The following is a 16,551-nucleotide window of genomic DNA, read 5'->3' on the forward strand; positions in this document are numbered from 1 at the left end:
TGATTATACTTTGCCCGATTGCTTCATTTTAAACACTTTGTCAGTGTTTGGTGATTTGCCAATAACGCTGAATTCGTTATACTGAGCACATCTCTGAGGTGTTCGCCAGCTAGGTCTAATCCCCTGCCGATACTTAAACTTATGGATGTGTTCTGTATATTCTGAGCGTATGCCCTCCTCGAGTGGGAAACCCAGCGAGTGTACGTCGCGTCCACCTTGAACTCATCGGGTTCAGGGTCACGACATTTGCAGCGGCATCTTCGGAGTGTTTATTTTCCAAATCCTTATTTAAATTACAAGCATTTGATTTAAAAAACATTTTTTAATTTACTATTCTATTTTCGTGCCCCTCTACTTTTGTTCTTCAACATAATTATTTCATTTAAGTTTAGTTAGTTTAAAAGTTTATTTATTCAAGTTAATTCATTTTTTGAGTTGTTCCAGTTTAGCTAACTGTCTATCCAAAGCTCTGTCCATTTCAGGAAGTATTTGTCGTAAATATTGAATTGATGAAATGGCTTCATCCAATTTCACGACGCCTTTTTTAACCAAGTTATATTGTTGCTCGAGTAGAGCGAGTACTTGATTTTGATTCGGCTGCTGTCCCTGACTCATCAGCGTGTTTATTTGCTGAAATTGTTGATATACCTGTTCACGTTGCTGTAATAGGTCAGAGTGCGTTTCACTGTCGAGTATTAATTGTTTGGAATTAGAACTTGAATACTGCAATACATTTTCTGTAGTTCGCTCTGAACGTATTTCAGACACTTTTTGTTGATCTAACGGTAGCTGTTCATGAACCTCCTGCTGCTTTGGTTTTAATAACTGAATCATCAACAATAAAATCAAGCCAACCACTAACCCGATAACAATCCATTTCTTATACATGATTCAATCTCTAAATGTTCTTCAATTAAAAAATTCAGAGCCGATTTGACTCTGATTTTTCCATTTTCTTTTGATTTAAACTGTTTTACTGACTGCCCCATCCTGCTGGTACATAACCTAAACGAACACGCTGTGGGTGATTGCCAACTGGAACTGTGATGACTTTTTCACCTGTTGCAAAATCAATCACGGTTACTGCATCTGTGGCACTTTCAGAAATGACACAACGCTTACCATCTGGACTTTGCGTTGCCCAATACGGTTTGCCTGCAGCAATCAATTTCGCCGCGGTCAAAGTTTTACGATCGACGATGGTGGCATAATCATCCATCGTTCCTGCAACACATAGTTTTTCACCATCTCCACTGATCGAAAGCCCATGATGACGGGAGTCATTCACCCATTTGGTGCGATCAGAGGGAATAGTTGTACTTCCCGGAAGCTGTGCAATGCGTGTGACTTTGCCTTGATTGAGATCATATTCGACCAAGCCATTAAAAAATGAGACTTGTGCATAGATTTTGGATTCGTCTTTACTAAATACAATCGGTCGAACTGAGTTAGACAGGTCTTTACGTCCTACGGCATCTAAAGCAGGTCTAAAATCGATTTTTTTGAGGACTTTATAGCTTTGAGCATCTGCGATCGTGATGTAGCGTTTGCCTTTGGTAAAGTCTTGCCAAGATGCATCCATGGCTGTTTCGACATTACCAATGGCTGAATTTAAGATTTTAGTACCGTTGGCAAAATAGATATTTTCATGTGGTTTATCGCCCGTCGCAAAACGTCCTAGTTCTTTGCCCGTGTTGATATCAATTATATGTACAACATTCCCTGAAGATGCTGAAACAGCAACCTGTTGCCCATCAGGGGATACTGCCATATGGTCTGCGCGAAATCCTTCAACTGGTGTGCGCCAATTAATTTTTCCTGTAGCAATATTAATGGAGACAACATCTGCATAGCTTGGGCGTGATGCAACCACCGATTTGCCATCTGGTGTGGAATACATGTCATCGACCAATTGATCATTTCCCTCTCCTGCTGTATTACGAATATAGCTATAGGCGATCAATTTTACTGGGTTAAGGTAAATTTCAGTGAGCCGTTCTTTTTTGTCGGGCACCATATTGATGACACCAACTTTCTGATAGTTTTTTGCAGGATTGATGACTGTAACCGTACCATCCCAGTTATTGCCGACAAAAAAGACTTGCTGGCTATTGGGTGGAACGGGTGCAGTGGTTGTCGCTGCGAAAGTAAGTGGCGACACCGCAACCGTCATACAAAGAAGTGTCCTGATCCAGAAATTCTTTTTCATTTTTATTGTCCATTAATTTGTTTTTATGCATACCTTTTGAGCTACGTCATCAGATAAGTGTCGCTTTTTAAGCGCAAAGAAAGCTTATTCAATATACAAGTGTAGATATAGCGTATTTGTTTTAATTCCGATGAGTTGTTGATTAAAACCAAGTCTTCAATCTGCATTCACTTTTTGGGAAGCAAAAAAAAGCACCCGAAGGTGCTTTTTTAGTTCATCAAATTATTTACTAATAATTTGATTATTGTTGATTAGGTCATCTAGTTCGACTTTGCGCGTTTGATTGAGCAAGACTACAAGATCTTGTGATTCATATTCCGTACCTGATGTGCCATCACGGTCAATTGAAATCACAGCTGAATCAGTTTCTTCGTCATATTCTACTGTTACAAACTCTGCGAGATTCGCTTCAGTTGCATCGTCAGAAAGTAATGAAGATATATCGATTTGGTCAGCAATAGAAAAATCATTTACTGTTGTTAATGTATTACCGCCCAAATTGTCGTTTGCGAGAAGGTCGAAAACAATATCACCAATAAGTAAACTTTCACTTTCTAATGAGAACATCGCAAACGATGCTGTCGCAGTCACTGTATCCTGAATAGGAAGCACATTGTTACTGTTTCCTAACTCTGTTTCGAGCTGGGTTGTAAGTACATTTACATCTTGAATTGAGGTTTCAGGGACTGTAACTTTCACTACAAAATCTTCAACTTGACTACTTGAAGTGCCTTGATAAGTATAATACCCATCTGAATCTTTGCTTACTGATATACCATTTACCGAAACTTTGGCATCAACTAAAGCATCAAGAGCAGCAGATTTAAATTTCACACCATTTACATTCACATTTTCCTCTGCATCATTTAGAACTTCTGCATGTAAAGTAAATTGTAAAACTTTCTCTGGAACGCCTGCTTCCGGAGCTATTACACCAAGTTGATCCTGTCCATTTTGATTTTTCTCACCTGTCTTAGCAATTTGAGTTCCATCCGCAAATAGCACACCTTCCAACATATTAATTTGGAAACCACTTACATTTTGGACACCCGTAATACTTAAGTTAAAACCATCAATATAGTTGGTTGTATCAGAGTTGTTTAAAATCATTGAATTGACAGGATATTTTTCACCTGAATACGCTTCATCAAATACAATCCAATCACTCGGAGTACCTTTTTGACCTCCAAAGTCTTTAGGGAAACTATTTGAGAAATTAAGCCCAAGCTCATTCTGAGTCAGAACTTTGTTAATTTTCTCCCAATTGATAATAATAATTTCAGAAACGTTAATTTCACTTTTCAAATTAGTAAAGATTCTTAGCGCATCGTTAATTTTATTGAAATCATTACCATACTGTGGATCATTGATAATAGCTTGCATCTGTGCAGCAATATCTACAATTTTCGCACCCGCAACAAGATCATTAGAAACATAATTACCTTCAGCATCTTTATAAATCGTACCTAGGTTTGGAACGTTAATCACTGAACTTGACGCACCACCACCAGTTCCACCTGATGTTGACCCTGATACCGAAATTTCACTTGTTAATGTTGCTTTTAACTCAATGAGTTCAGCATTGCCAGTTACAGGAGTTGTAACTTTACCATCAGTAACTTGAAGACTTATCGAAGGCAATACAGCACCCGAATTTAGCTGATCCGCACCTTTCTGAGTTAAGGTTACAGATTGATCAGCCACTGATAATTGATAGAAACCGTCGGCACTAACTGTCGAGCCATTAGCAAATGTCACGGTCAGACTATCATTATCTGCATCCGATGCAGCATATGTAGCAATTTTTTGACCCGAAACAGCTGCACCAACAGTGACTACTTCTGGTTCAATTTCAATTTCAGGTGCTACGTTTGTTACAGAAGCAGGATATAAAATTACACCGAACTCTAGTTCTGAACTTGCAGTTGAACCATTCGATTTTTCAGTTGCAACAGATTCAAGCTTCACATTCAACTGTAAAGAATTACCTGTAACAACCAAACTTGGTGGTGCAATCGCCACTAAGCTTGAACCTTCGATACTCATGCTATCAGCGACAAAACTTAAATTGCCATTTGTATCCGCAGTTCCAAGCAATACTCGAGTTCCGTTCTCTGTAATAGCATAAATTTTCATACCTTAATATCAGCATAAGATAGTGTTTGACCCGCGATGATTGGTGTTTTATTCCCAGCAGCATCTACGATTGTCAATACACCGTCTTTTGGCAGATTTGTTACCGTAATAACAAGCTGATCATTTGCTGTATTTGCATCTGAAATACCAAAATGCGCCCATGTTAATGTCACACTTTGATCTTCTGTCGTAACCACTTGGGTTGTTTCAACTTCAGGAGCGATATTGTCCACTGGGACAGTTTTATCTACTTCCTCACCCGGATTACCTGATTCATCTTCATAGCTATCTGTTGGGACAGTTACTGTAACGTTACCATCACCCCTCCAGAGGGACTTCACCAGTCACCACATATGAGCCATCTGGTTGTTTCACTGGCGGCGTAAATGGTACTTCGATTGGACCATTTGGACCTTCAACAATGATTTTATCTTCTGTAATTGTCGATGGATCAACATCATCAGGATAAGTCACAGTGATCTTACCATCTGGTGTAATCGTCACTTCTGCTACAAGCGGAACCATATTGATGTTTTCGTTGCCTGTACCTGGTAGACCCAGGTTACCCGAAGTGTCTTCATATGAACCTTCTGGTACATTAACCGTAACTTTGCCTTCAACGTCCTCTGGCACTTTACCCGTTACCGTAATTGAACCGTCTGGTTGAGTCTCAGGTGTACCAAACTCAACCACGATGTCTTTGCCATTTGGATCTTTAACCGTAATTTGGTCAGGCGTAATTGTGGATGGATCGGTGTCATCAGGGTAAGTCTGTACGATGTCACCATTCGGTGTCACAGTCACTTCAACTTGTGGACGCTCAGTTGTCGCATGTTCAATTTTTCCTGGCGTAAATAAATATGCAAAACCAGATAATTTGTTGTTTCAAATCAATACTATTGATGCATACAAAATACATGTTCAACGTGATGAAAAATTATGCGCAGATGATCAAGCTAAGAACCCAAAATGTGCAACTAAGCTCTATATAGATGACTTTAAAGCCGGTGATTTTTATATTAATAATTCTGCTGATTTTTATTTAAAAGAAGGTAAATACCAATTTAAGGTGAAAAATTGCACAAATCATTGTGAAAATTATTCCGTTATCTATTGTGTAAACGAAAAGTCACTTTTGAATAACTTATTACTTACAGTTGATAATAACGGCAAACCTATTATATTAAATAATGATGGCACTACAATTAATAATTGCCCGATTAGAGAAAATGCTCTAAATAATGTAGTAAAACCAATTGAACCGAGTTTAGATAATATAAACTTAGCTGCCGATTCTTTATTTAAATTTAATGGTGGTAAATTAACCGATTTACTTCCTGCAGGTAAATCAAGCTTGAATGAACTAGCAACTAAACTTAATAATCAATATGCACGTATTGATATGATTAAGCTTACCGGCCATACCGACCGTTTAGGCAGTGAACAATATAATCAGCAACGTGCACAGACTGTCAAAAATTACTTAATGAACCAAGGGATTGCTGGAAACAAATTAAGTTTCGCTTCAGCAGGTGAAACTCAGCCTGTAACCAATGGTTGTTTTGATGTGCAAGATCGAAATGCCTTAAAAGCTTGCTTACAAGCAGACCGCCGTGTTGATGTGCAAATTCTTGGTATAAAAAAACCTTAAATAAGTATGCGTTCCTTAAGCAAACTAGTGTTTAAGGAACGCTTTATATAAAAAAGATCTCTGTACACGACAAATTTCACAGAACCCTTATCCTATCAGGATTCTGCTTTCTTAAAATTGCCAAAATTTCCTTAAACTCTTCTTTTTTCCCAAAACCAATTAAATGCTGAATCGCCATTTGAACATAGTCTAAACCATAGCGAAATAAACTCATTGAGAGTCGTCCATGCTTCTTTATTTTTATCGCTTTTTTTTGATTATGTTGCCATTCACCCGTTAAGTAACACCAACAGAAGCTTATAGCTAACACCGCAATCAATTTTTTCACTCGTCTAGGGTCTGTCAAGCGCGTATTTTCAAGATTAAACCCGCGTCCTTTGAGACAACTGAATAAGGTTTCAATTTCCCAGCGTAATGCATAATCCTGAATAGCATTGGAATTAAACTGAGGAGAAACGACGAGTAAAAGCTCTCCATTTTCTAACTGTAGTGCACTTATATATAGTTTCACACGACCAACCAAAATCCGTCGTTTACGACATTCAATTTGACCAACTTTAAGATGGCGAAATAAATCACTAATTTTATGATTCTTTCCTAAATGATTGGTGACAATGAAGTTTTTTTAACACGAATGCAGAAGTTGATGTCTTGTTCAATTAACCATGTAAACCACTGCTCACCGATAAACTCTCTGTCTGCGAACACATTCACAATACGGTCTTTACCAAAAATGGCTATAAAGCGTTGAATCAAAGCAATACGCTCTTTCGTATCTGAATTTCCACGTTTATTAAGCAATGTCCAAAGGATAGGTATCGCTATTCCACGATAAACGATTGCGAGCATCAGGATATTAATATTTCGTTTTCCCCATTTCCAATTGGTTCTATCTAAAGTCAGTTGCACTTGGTCGAATGAAAACATATTGAAAATCAACTGAGAAATTTGACGATAATCAAAATACTGACCTGCAAAGAAGCGCTGCATACGTCGATAAAATGATTGTGGTAAGCACTTGATGGGCAAGGCTTTAGATGCAGAAGAAAGATTACATGTTTGCTTTAAAATGATCACAAGCATGATGAGCGCAAAGCACTTTAAATGTGACTTGTTCCATTTTAGAGATTTGTTTAAGATAAGATATAACTCATTGAGATGTGTCATAGTATTCGTCGTTAGAAAACAATTATTGTGACATTATTTCAATGAGTTATCTATTTTTGTCGTGTACAGAGAAAAAAGATAAAACCTATTTTTTCGGACTTTTAAGCTTGAATGCGTTAAAATGCTTTTGAGAATTTTGTGCTACTTTGAAATGAATCATGACTTTCAGCACCACCCGCCTTCGTAAGCAACTCCGCAAGCAGCGTCGTAGCCTAAACCTATGGGCCCAACGACAAGCTGAACAACAAGTCCTACAGCGTTTAATCAGACTCAGTTATTTTCAGCGCAGTCAGCATATAGGCGTGTATTTACATGCATTCGGTGAAATTCACACTCAAAAGCTCATCCACTACTGTTTTGCGCATCAAAAACACGTGTATTTACCCATGATTTGCAACATGAATCAGCAACTGGTTTGGGTTGAAATCTCACGTCATCAATACATTAATAAACGTTTTTCTCATCACCCACTCGGCATGAAAGAACCGATGGCAAGCCGTGGGAAGCATGTTTCTCATCTTGACCTTTTAATCATGCCCTTGCTGGCTTGCGATAAGTACGGCACACGTATTGGTATGGGGGGTGGCTTCTACGATAAAACATTAGCAACAGCCCACTCTACCCCCTACCGTTTAGGACTTGGTCATAATTTTCAACTCATTCAAGACTCTTTGGTCCGAGAGGCATGGGATCAACCGCTAGATGGCTTTATTAGCCCATCTCAAACTTTAAGCTTCAAACGTTAATTTGATATTCTTGACACTGAGTTACACTTAAAAATCACATATTTAGTCATTTTTTATACATTTTAATTGGCATGACCCTTGTAATTTAAAAAATACACATCACTATAAAAAACATGGCAACACCGTTGTCACTCATTAGGAGTGCCCATGTCTGAGATTATTATGAATGAAGAAAGCTTGGAAACTACAATTCCGAGCGTATTACCGCTCTTAGCGCTACGAGATGTGGTTGTATATCCTCACATGCAAATTGCACTGTTTGTGGGTCGTGAAAAGTCGATCAATGCAGTCAATGTCGCACGTGACAGTGACAATCTTGTATTCGTAGTTGCACAAAAAGATTCGCTTACAGAAGAAATTGATCACGACAATTTATATCAATACGGTACTGTCGCGAAGATTGTGCAAGTTGTGAATCATGAGAATGATGAAAACTGTATAAAAGTACTGATTGAAGGCTTATATCGTGCCAAGTTAGAAAAAATTATCGATACCGATGATTACCTGACTGCCGAGCATTCATTAAGCCCAATGACGGTTTCTGTTGACTCAGAAACTCAGAATAATCGTGTGGAAGAATTACGCACCTTATTTGCTCAATATGCAGAAGCAAAATTGCGTAACGCACGTGAATTGATTGCAGCAGCCAATAAAATTGATGATTTGCTACAATTATTATTCTTCGTAGCAACACGCGTGCCTTTGAATATTGATGTAAAACAAAAATTCTTAGAGCATGATGAATTTGAAGCACATTTAGCTGAGCTCATGACGTATTTATTACAACAGTCAGAAGAACAGCAAATTGAGCAAACCTTACATGATTCTGTAAAACGCCAAATGGAAAAGAATCAGCGTGAATACTTCTTAAATGAAAAAATGAAGGTCATTCAACGCGAACTTTCTGACATGAATGGCGGTGCTGAAGATGACGTTGCAGAAATTGAAAAACGTCTAGCTGAAGCCGATTTACCTGAACATGTACGCAAGAAAGCTGAAAATGAGTTCCGTAAGCTAAAAGCGATGCAACCTGCTTCGAGCGAAGCTGCTGTCGTGCGTAACTATCTAGAAGTTATTTTAGATACGCCTTGGAACAAAGCCAGCAAAGTCAGCATTAACCTTGCGAAAGCTCAAGACATTCTTGATGCCGATCACTATGGTTTAGACGACGTGAAAGACCGCATCGTGGAATACCTTGCTGTTCAATCACGTGTAAAAAAACTTCGTGGCCCAATCCTGTGCTTAGTTGGTCCTCCAGGTGTAGGTAAAACTTCACTCGGTGAATCTGTTGCCAAAGCAACTGGTCGTGAATTTGTCCGTATGGCGCTTGGCGGCGTGCGTGATGAAGCTGAAATCCGTGGTCACCGTCGTACTTATATTGGTGCTATGCCAGGTAAAATTGTGCAATCTTTGTCTAAGGTTGGCGTAAAGAACCCTCTGTTCTTACTCGATGAAATTGACAAAATGGCGCAAGACTACCGTGGCGACCCTGCTTCAGCATTGCTTGAAGTCCTAGATCCATCACAAAACAGCAAGTTCAATGATCACTACTTAGATCTTGATCTAGACCTTTCTGAAGTGATGTTCATCTGTACTGCAAACAGCATGAATATTCCAGAAGCTTTGCTTGACCGTATGGAAGTGATTCGTCTACCGGGTTACACCGAAGATGAAAAAGTGAATATTGCTGAACGTTACCTTGTTCCAAAAGCCATCAAGAATAATGGCCTACGTGCAAAAGAATTAACCGTTCACGAAGAAGCTATTCGCGATATCGTACAACGTTATACACGTGAAGCCGGTGTTCGTAGCTTAGAACGCGAAGTGTCAAAAATTGCACGTAAAGTGGTAAAAGAAGCAGTGAGCAAGAAAGCGAAAAATCTTCAAATTGAAGTGGATTCGAAAAATCTTCCTGACTACTTAGGTCCACACAAATTCGACTTCGGTATGGCCGAAGAAGAAGCTGAAGTGGGTCGTGTAAATGGCTTGGCATGGACATCTGTTGGTGGTGAACTGCTAACGATTGAAGTTGCGGCAGTAAAAGGTAAAGGCAAGTTCATTACCACCGGTTCTCTTGGCGATGTCATGAAAGAATCGATCACAGCAGCGATGACCGTTGTACGTACCCGTGCAGATGAACTGGGTATTGAAGCGATTCGCTTTGAAGAAACAGATGTGCATGTGCATTTACCAGAAGGCGCAACACCGAAAGATGGTCCATCTGCTGGTTTGGCCCTAACTACCGCACTTGTTTCAGCGTTTACAGGCATTGCGATTCGTCCAGATATTGCGATGACCGGTGAAACCAGTCTTGGTGGCCGCGCAATGCGCATTGGTGGTTTAAAAGAGAAACTTCTCGCTGCTCACCGTGGTGGCATCAAGCTTGTCTTTATCCCACAAGATAACGTTCGTGACTTGACTGAGATTCCAGACAATGTCAAAGAAGGTCTAGAAATTAAACCAGTGAAATCGATTGATGAGATTTTACCTCTAGCCTTGGTTGATATGCCTAAACCTCTTGCAAAGACACCGATTGTCAAAGCAACTGAAGGTGGCAAAGCTGCTCGTCACTAAGCGCTAGCAACTCGCAATAAAAGAAAAAAGCCCTGTTTCGACAGGGCTTTTTTATATCCATTATTTCATACTAAATATTCGAAACTTTTCATTCAAATTCTTCACAACCACTAGATTCAAGACAACAGTTACAACTATGGATTGGATAACTATTTCAAATTCGACATCAAGATCAAGAATAGCCAATTAGAAAGTCTTACAAAATTTGAATGCTATTACTTGAAATATCGCCCTCTATCCCACATATATAGTAGAGAGATATACGCGCTGTATGTTTCTTTATTGGTTCCAATCACGTCTAAAAGCGTGATGATCATTGGAACAAGATGGTCATCTACATCTCCAGGTAGATGACCTTTTATCGCAGTCCACAGGCTTTCGGGGCTGCGTTTTTTATGTCATGTTTTTAAAGACATGCTATTTCAAATTTAAGATGGTTTTCACCAAACCATCGATCACTTGAGCCATTTTGTCTAAGTTTAATTTATCCAAGGTATCTTGCTCGGTGTGATAGTGCTTATTACGATAAAATGCCGTATCAGTGATCATCATCGCTGGCATATCAAATTGCCAATAATTCATATGGTCTGAAAAATCCACACCCTGAATAAATGAAGGTGAAATCAAGCGCTCACATTGCAACTGCTTCAATGACTCCATCGCAGCACAATACGATGAGGTTAAGTCACGAGACTGAATGTTCCCCACCGATGCAATAAAATTTGTATGTGATGGATAAATCCATTTCAGTCCAACTGGATATTCTTGGGTGACTTTGGGATCAAAATAACCAATCATTTCCAGAATATACACACCTGAAATTTTATCCTTTTCCTTTGCTACCGATTTTGCATGGATAAAACTGCCCATCGACTCTGTTCTAAAATATGGCGGTTCTTCGAGGGTATAAAATACAAATTCAATATTTTGTTTTAAACGCGCTTTTTCAGCCGAAAGAATCCTAGCAGCTTCGAGTACACCTGCAACGCCAGAAGCATTATCATCAGCGCCATGCTGCTCCTCAAATACATCATAGTGCGCGCCAATGATCACTCGGTTGCTATGCCCTGCATTTAAGGGACAAACCACATTACGGTATGGTTGGCTGTTTACGGTATAGGTTTGAAAACGACAATTCACACCAAATAAACGCATCTGCTCACGAATCCAAGCAGACACCCGGTTTAACTCTTGAATATTCTTATAGTTACGATATTCAGCTTCATTACCAATAATTTGCTCTAAATAGACTTTTAAATTATCCGGTTCAGCCGTTCTAATATTGTTGGCATACGCCGCAAATGAACACAATGCAAAAATTGAAAGCATTGCTGCTTGCTTGAGCAAAAATAATTTACCGTCCTGCCATGTTTTTTTCATTGTTATTATTCCAATTTTCATCTTTGATCTAATCTGTTTATGCTGCGTATTTAAACAGCAAGCAGAACACGATTTCAATTGCAAATTGTGTCTGAACATACAAAGCGCAAGCGAACCGTTATAATGCTCTTTTGTATACTTTCAGGCGCTGTATGAAAATTCGTATTCTGACAATCGGTCAAAAAATGCCAGCATGGGTTCTGACGGGTTTTGAAGATTATTTCAAACGTATTCAGCCTTTTGTTCAAACGCAGATCATTGAACTGCCTATGGCTAAACGTGGCAAGAACGACTCAGAAGCCGACATTTTAAAATACCGTCAAATTGAAGGTGACAGCATTTTAAATGCCATGAAATCGAATGAAGTGCTGATCGCCTTAGAAGTCGGTGGTCGAGAGTTCAGTACGGAAAAACTGGCTGAAACCATGAAAGGTTGGATGCTTGAAGGCAATGATGTGGTTTTAGCCATTGGTGGGCCAGATGGACATTCTGAAGCAGTACGTAAAGCTGCAGCATGGCATTGGTCTTTGTCTAAACTAACTTTGCCGCATCCAATGGTTCGTGTCATGCTCATCGAACAGCTATACCGTGCAATGAGTATTAACCATAATCACCCTTACCATCGTGCGGGTTAATCCGAACTAACATCCAGCGTATATAGCAGTTACAGCGTTGCAACAATGAAACAAACCGTTGAAATTATCCGAATTGTTACGCTGAATAATTTAGTGCATGATCATCATATTCATTTAAACAACCAACGGCGACCGCGATGAATTTACAAACACTTCCAGGTTTATTTATTTCCCATGGCTCACCTATGCTTGCCATCAATCCTGAGCAAGTCGGTCCTGCGTTGGAACGTTTAAGCCTGAATCTTCCAAAGCCGGAAGCCATTATTATTATGTCCGCGCATTGGGAAAGTAACGCACTAGAAGTAAGTACAAGTGCCCGTCCTGAAACTTGGCATGACTTCCGTGGTTTCCCAGCGGAACTTTATGATATCCGCTATCCTGCACCGGGTAACCCAGAGCTTGCTGAAGAAATCCTTCATTTGCTTGCCAATGCAGGTTTATCTGCACATGCCAACAGCACCCGTCCACGAGATCATGGCGTTTGGATGCCGTTGTTGCATATGTATCCTGATGCCGACATTCCTGTAATTGAAATATCACTACCGATGACCATGTCTGCGCAAGAGATCTATAAAATTGGACAAACGCTTGCACCTTTACGTGACAAGCAAATCCTGTTGATTGGATCGGGCAGTATTACTCATAACTTACGTGAATTGGCTTGGGATGGACGTGCAGCAACCGTGCCTGAGTGGGCGTCTACATTCCGTAATTTTGTGGTCAATAAGCTCACTCATCAAGATTTTGATGCAGTTCTCGATTGGCAAAATATTCCGTTTGTACAACGCAACCATCCGACCATTGAACATTTTGCACCTATCTTCTTTGCGATGGGTGCAGGCCCCCGCTTCTCTATTGTTCACAGTAGCTTTAGTATGGGTTCACTGGGTATGGATATTTATCGTTTTGATTAAACGTGGAAAAATGAGATAGATTGACTTATTCATAATTTATATTAATAAGTTAACAAATTATTATTTATGGATACATTTTGCTACTTATTTGAGCTGAATGTATTCATATTTTTTTAAAATGAATGGGTTATGCTACAGGCTGAAATTCACTTAGAACAGTTAGCGTAATGAAATTAAAATATTTAGCAATTGCCCTCTTCCCTTTAGCCCTTGCAGCATGTCAATCAAGCGATATCCAAAAAGCTGGAGATTTAGCCGTGAGCGTATTACAACAACAAAATGCTGATAAAACTTTAGCTTCATATCAATGGAGCACCTCCACTGAAAATGCACCAAAACCTTTGGTTTTAAATTTTCTAGAAAATGGCACTTTGGGTATTTCAACCAGCTGTAACAGCATGTCAACCCAATGGAAAGTGGAACACAATACACTTGTAACAGGCAACATTGCATCTACCATGATGGCGTGTCCTGATAATGCGATGAAACAAGAAGGACTTGCATCTTCACTCTTTAGTGACCGTAAAGCACCTTTTATTTTAAATACTACAGATCCACAAAATCCAACGTTAACCATTACCTCTGCAACAGGTGAAAAACTGGTTTTCACTGGAAAATTAACGCCTGAAACTCAGTACAACTCGCAAGGCGAAACGATTTTCCTTGAAGTCAGCCCTGAAACGAAACAATGTACAGGCGTTGCTCCACAAACTTGTTTGCAAGTACGTGAAGTGAAGTACGATGAAAAAGGCCTAAAAACACAAGTTGATAAAGACTGGACCTTATTTTACGATCAAATTGAAGGCTTTAAGCACACTCCTGCAGAACGCCAAATTATTCGCGTAAAACGTTTTGAACGTAAAAACCCTGCTGCTGACCAATCAAAATATGCCTATATTTTTGATATGTCAGTCGAACGTGAAGCCGTAAAAGGTACGTTGTAAGTTACAGCCGATAAAAAACCGAGGTCATCGCCTCGGTTTTTTTATATCTTCACAACCGCAAACGCTGATCAGCCTTGCAAAGTTTTCAAATCACGATGTACTTTTCAGCCAATACTTTAGCGACGTAAATTTAAAGCTACTACAAAAGCAAAATGCCCTGCCTGAATTCATCCTGACAAATCGTAATCAACAGACAGATATTTTTAAGCATACAGCGAATTACCCATTGACGCGATTTTGAAGCAGAACAATTAACTCAATAGACGTGGGTTCTCGTAGAGAATAACGCTCTCCCGCCCAAATAACTCACACATTCAACAATGGCCTGATGACATTTTTTAGTGGCTGTAATCGCATTGGCCGCAATTATGATGTAGGGAGTACCATGAAGTTCTGCCCACAATTACATCAGAAATAGCTTCATATTAAACGTTTGCTCAGCCAACCCTTAAATTTTCATTTCAATGTTATGGATAGCGAAATCCAACTTACCCAGATGAGCACTAATTAAGAATCCAATATATTCCAAACCAGTCAGACATAAAAAAACCGAGGCTTGAGCCTCGGTTTTCAGTTCAGCTTACGGAGAACTTAGTAAACGCCTTGAGCAAGCATTGCGTCAGCAACTTTTACGAAGCCTGCAATGTTCGCACCGTTTACGTAGTTCACAGTACCATCTTCTTCAGTACCGTATTTCACGCAGTTGCGGTGAATTTCTTTCATGATCGCGTGTAGACGCTCGTCAACTTCTTCGAAAGTCCAACCCAAACGAATTGCGTTTTGAGACATTTCAAGACCAGAAGTTGCAACACCACCCGCATTCGATGCTTTACCTGGTGCATAAAGAATTTTCGCTTCAACGAATTTCTCAACTGCAGCCAAAGTAGATGGCATGTTTGCGCCTTCAGCAACACAGATTACGCCATTAGCAAGAAGAGCTTCAGCATCAGCTTCATCTAATTCATTTTGAGTTGCACATGGCAGCGCGATATCACATTTGATTGACCAAGGGCGTTGACCTTCTAAATATTCAAAACCGTGCTTAGATGCAAATTCAGAAATACGGCCACGCTTAACGTTTTTCAATTCCATTACTTCAGCAAGAAGTTCAGTTGTGAAACCGTCTTTTACGTATACAGTACCTGCTGAGTCAGAAAGTGAAACCACTTTCGCACCTAAGTACATTGCTTTTTCAGCAGCGTATTGTGCAACGTTACCAGAACCCGAAATCGTTACAACTTTATCTTTAAAGCTATCGCCACGAGTTTTTAGCATTTCCTCAGCGAAATACACAGTACCGTAACCAGTTGCTTCAGGACGTGCAAGTGAACCACCGAAAGTTAAACCTTTACCAGTGAACACACATGCTGTGTCATTGCTTAATTTTTTCATCATACCAGCCATGTAGCCCACTTCACGGCCACCTACACCGATGTCACCCGCAGGGATGTCAGTGTTAGAACCAAGATGACGGTATAACTCGATCATTAATGCTTGACAGAAACGCATAATTTCGCCTTCAGATTTACCTTTAGGGTCAAAATCTGAACCACCTTTACCACCACCCATAGGAAGTGTAGTTAAAGCATTTTTGAAAGTTTGTTCAAAACCTAAGAATTTAAGAATTGAAAGGTTCACTGATGGGTGGAAACGCATACCACCTTTGAATGGACCAATTGCTGAGTTGTATTGAACACGGAAAGCACGGTTAACTTGAGTTTGACCTTTGTCATCTACCCATGAAACACGGAACTGAATTGCACGCTCAGGCTCAACAAGACGTTCTAGCAAACCGTAGTCAGCATATTGTGGGTTCTTTTCGATGAATGGCCAAAGGCTCGTCATCACTTCTTCAACAGCTTGAAGAAATTCAGGTTGATGTTCATCACGTGTTTTAACGTAGTCTAGGAAGTCGTTAAGGCTGTTATATTTCAACACTTAATCCTCAGCAGATGTATGGATCAAAATTGATCACAATTTTGATCAAAGATATATTTTGGCGCAAAATATTAAATATCTTTTGTAACTAATCAGCAATAGTTTTTTTAAAAAATCTTTAAATTCTTTAAAGAACAGCGATTTAAATTGATTAATCAGATATTTTAGTTATAAATATTATTACTTTTAGGAATATTTTAATGGATTATTTTGCTCATTTATGATGCATCTATAGACCCATTTTTGCGCACAGCAAT

General features: G+C 39.4%; 14 protein-coding genes and 1 other RNA gene. 7 read left to right on the forward strand and 8 right to left on the reverse strand.

Translation table 11 applies throughout. The annotated features are described in order from the left end of the window. Positions 1-87: 87 nt before the first annotated feature. A non-coding RNA gene (ssrS, locus tag MST18_RS10860) (6S RNA) lies at positions 88-270 on the forward strand. Between the two features lie 153 nt (positions 271-423). Here the strand turns inward: ssrS and MST18_RS10865 are convergent. The 5 genes from MST18_RS10865 to MST18_RS10885 form a co-directional block, all read right to left on the reverse strand. Beyond that, a complete protein-coding gene (locus MST18_RS10865; protein WP_180133670.1) occupies positions 424-888 on the reverse strand; it encodes a hypothetical protein in 465 nt (154 codons plus the stop codon). Positions 889-973: 85 nt separating this feature from the next. Beyond that, positions 974-2,173, reverse strand: a complete 1,200-nt coding sequence (locus tag MST18_RS10870; protein ID WP_257227535.1) for a YncE family protein — start codon at positions 2,171-2,173, stop codon at positions 974-976. Positions 2,174-2,431: 258 nt separating this feature from the next. Beyond that, positions 2,432-4,345, reverse strand: a complete 1,914-nt coding sequence (locus MST18_RS10875; RefSeq protein ID WP_180133672.1) for a type I secretion C-terminal target domain-containing protein — start codon at positions 4,343-4,345, stop codon at positions 2,432-2,434. Continuing rightward, positions 4,342-4,686 carry a cadherin-like domain-containing protein gene (locus MST18_RS10880; RefSeq protein ID WP_180133673.1) on the reverse strand — a complete coding sequence of 115 codons (345 nt, stop codon included), beginning with the start codon at positions 4,684-4,686 and terminating at the stop codon, positions 4,342-4,344. Before MST18_RS10880 ends, MST18_RS10875 begins: the two co-directional genes overlap by 4 nt. Next, positions 4,664-5,143 (reverse strand): hypothetical protein, encoded by a 480-nt coding sequence (locus MST18_RS10885; RefSeq protein WP_180133674.1) that lies wholly within the window; start codon positions 5,141-5,143, stop codon positions 4,664-4,666. Before MST18_RS10885 ends, MST18_RS10880 begins: the two co-directional genes overlap by 23 nt. On the opposite strand from MST18_RS10885, the gene MST18_RS10890 reads away from it, so the two are divergent. Further along, positions 5,124-5,996, forward strand: coding sequence for an OmpA family protein (locus MST18_RS10890; protein ID WP_257227533.1), 873 nt, complete (start codon positions 5,124-5,126; stop codon positions 5,994-5,996). The two genes, MST18_RS10885 and MST18_RS10890, sit on opposite strands and share 20 nt — an antisense overlap. A gap of 76 nt (positions 5,997-6,072) precedes the next feature. Here MST18_RS10890 and MST18_RS10895 read toward each other — a convergent pair. Beyond that, positions 6,073-7,163, reverse strand: a protein-coding gene (locus tag MST18_RS10895; RefSeq protein WP_257250043.1) for an IS4-like element ISAba1 family transposase whose coding sequence is annotated in 2 segments (ribosomal slippage) — positions 6,073-6,623 and positions 6,623-7,163 — 1,092 coding nt in all. Because the reading frame shifts where the segments join, the coding sequence is not laid out codon by codon here. A 158-nt stretch (positions 7,164-7,321) separates the two neighbouring features. Here MST18_RS10895 and MST18_RS10900 point away from each other — a divergent pair. Then, on the forward strand, positions 7,322-7,909 hold the full coding sequence (locus MST18_RS10900; RefSeq protein ID WP_180133635.1) for a 5-formyltetrahydrofolate cyclo-ligase: 588 nt from the start codon (positions 7,322-7,324) through the stop codon (positions 7,907-7,909). Positions 7,910-8,056: 147 nt separating this feature from the next. Beyond that, positions 8,057-10,483: an endopeptidase La gene (lon, locus tag MST18_RS10905; protein ID WP_180115370.1), complete on the forward strand. Its 2,427-nt coding sequence runs from the start codon at positions 8,057-8,059 to the stop codon at positions 10,481-10,483. A gap of 417 nt (positions 10,484-10,900) precedes the next feature. On the opposite strand, the gene MST18_RS10910 is transcribed toward lon, so the two are convergent. Beyond that, on the reverse strand, positions 10,901-11,863 hold the full coding sequence (locus MST18_RS10910) for a M20/M25/M40 family metallo-hydrolase (RefSeq protein WP_180126579.1): 963 nt from the start codon (positions 11,861-11,863) through the stop codon (positions 10,901-10,903). Positions 11,864-12,015: 152 nt separating this feature from the next. Between MST18_RS10910 and rlmH the strand changes: the two genes are divergently transcribed. The 3 genes from rlmH (at position 12,016) to MST18_RS10925 (ending at position 14,356) form a co-directional block, all read left to right on the forward strand. Then, complete coding sequence (gene rlmH / locus MST18_RS10915) at positions 12,016-12,498, forward strand: 23S rRNA (pseudouridine(1915)-N(3))-methyltransferase RlmH (RefSeq protein ID WP_078189858.1); 483 nt, start codon at positions 12,016-12,018, stop codon at positions 12,496-12,498. A 137-nt stretch (positions 12,499-12,635) separates the two neighbouring features. Beyond that, on the forward strand, positions 12,636-13,412 hold the full coding sequence (locus MST18_RS10920; RefSeq protein WP_180133634.1) for a dioxygenase: 777 nt from the start codon (positions 12,636-12,638) through the stop codon (positions 13,410-13,412). 167 nt (positions 13,413-13,579) lie between these two features. Continuing rightward, positions 13,580-14,356: an META and DUF4377 domain-containing protein gene (locus tag MST18_RS10925; RefSeq protein ID WP_180133633.1), complete on the forward strand. Its 777-nt coding sequence runs from the start codon at positions 13,580-13,582 to the stop codon at positions 14,354-14,356. Positions 14,357-14,947: 591 nt separating this feature from the next. Here MST18_RS10925 and gdhA read toward each other — a convergent pair. Further along, a complete protein-coding gene (gene gdhA / locus MST18_RS10930; protein WP_227591817.1) occupies positions 14,948-16,294 on the reverse strand; it encodes an NADP-specific glutamate dehydrogenase in 1,347 nt (448 codons plus the stop codon). Positions 16,295-16,551: the final 257 nt, after the last annotated feature.

The organism is Acinetobacter sp. YH12068_T (genome assembly GCF_024606005.1).
Lineage (GTDB): Bacteria > Pseudomonadota > Gammaproteobacteria > Pseudomonadales > Moraxellaceae > Acinetobacter > Acinetobacter amyesii.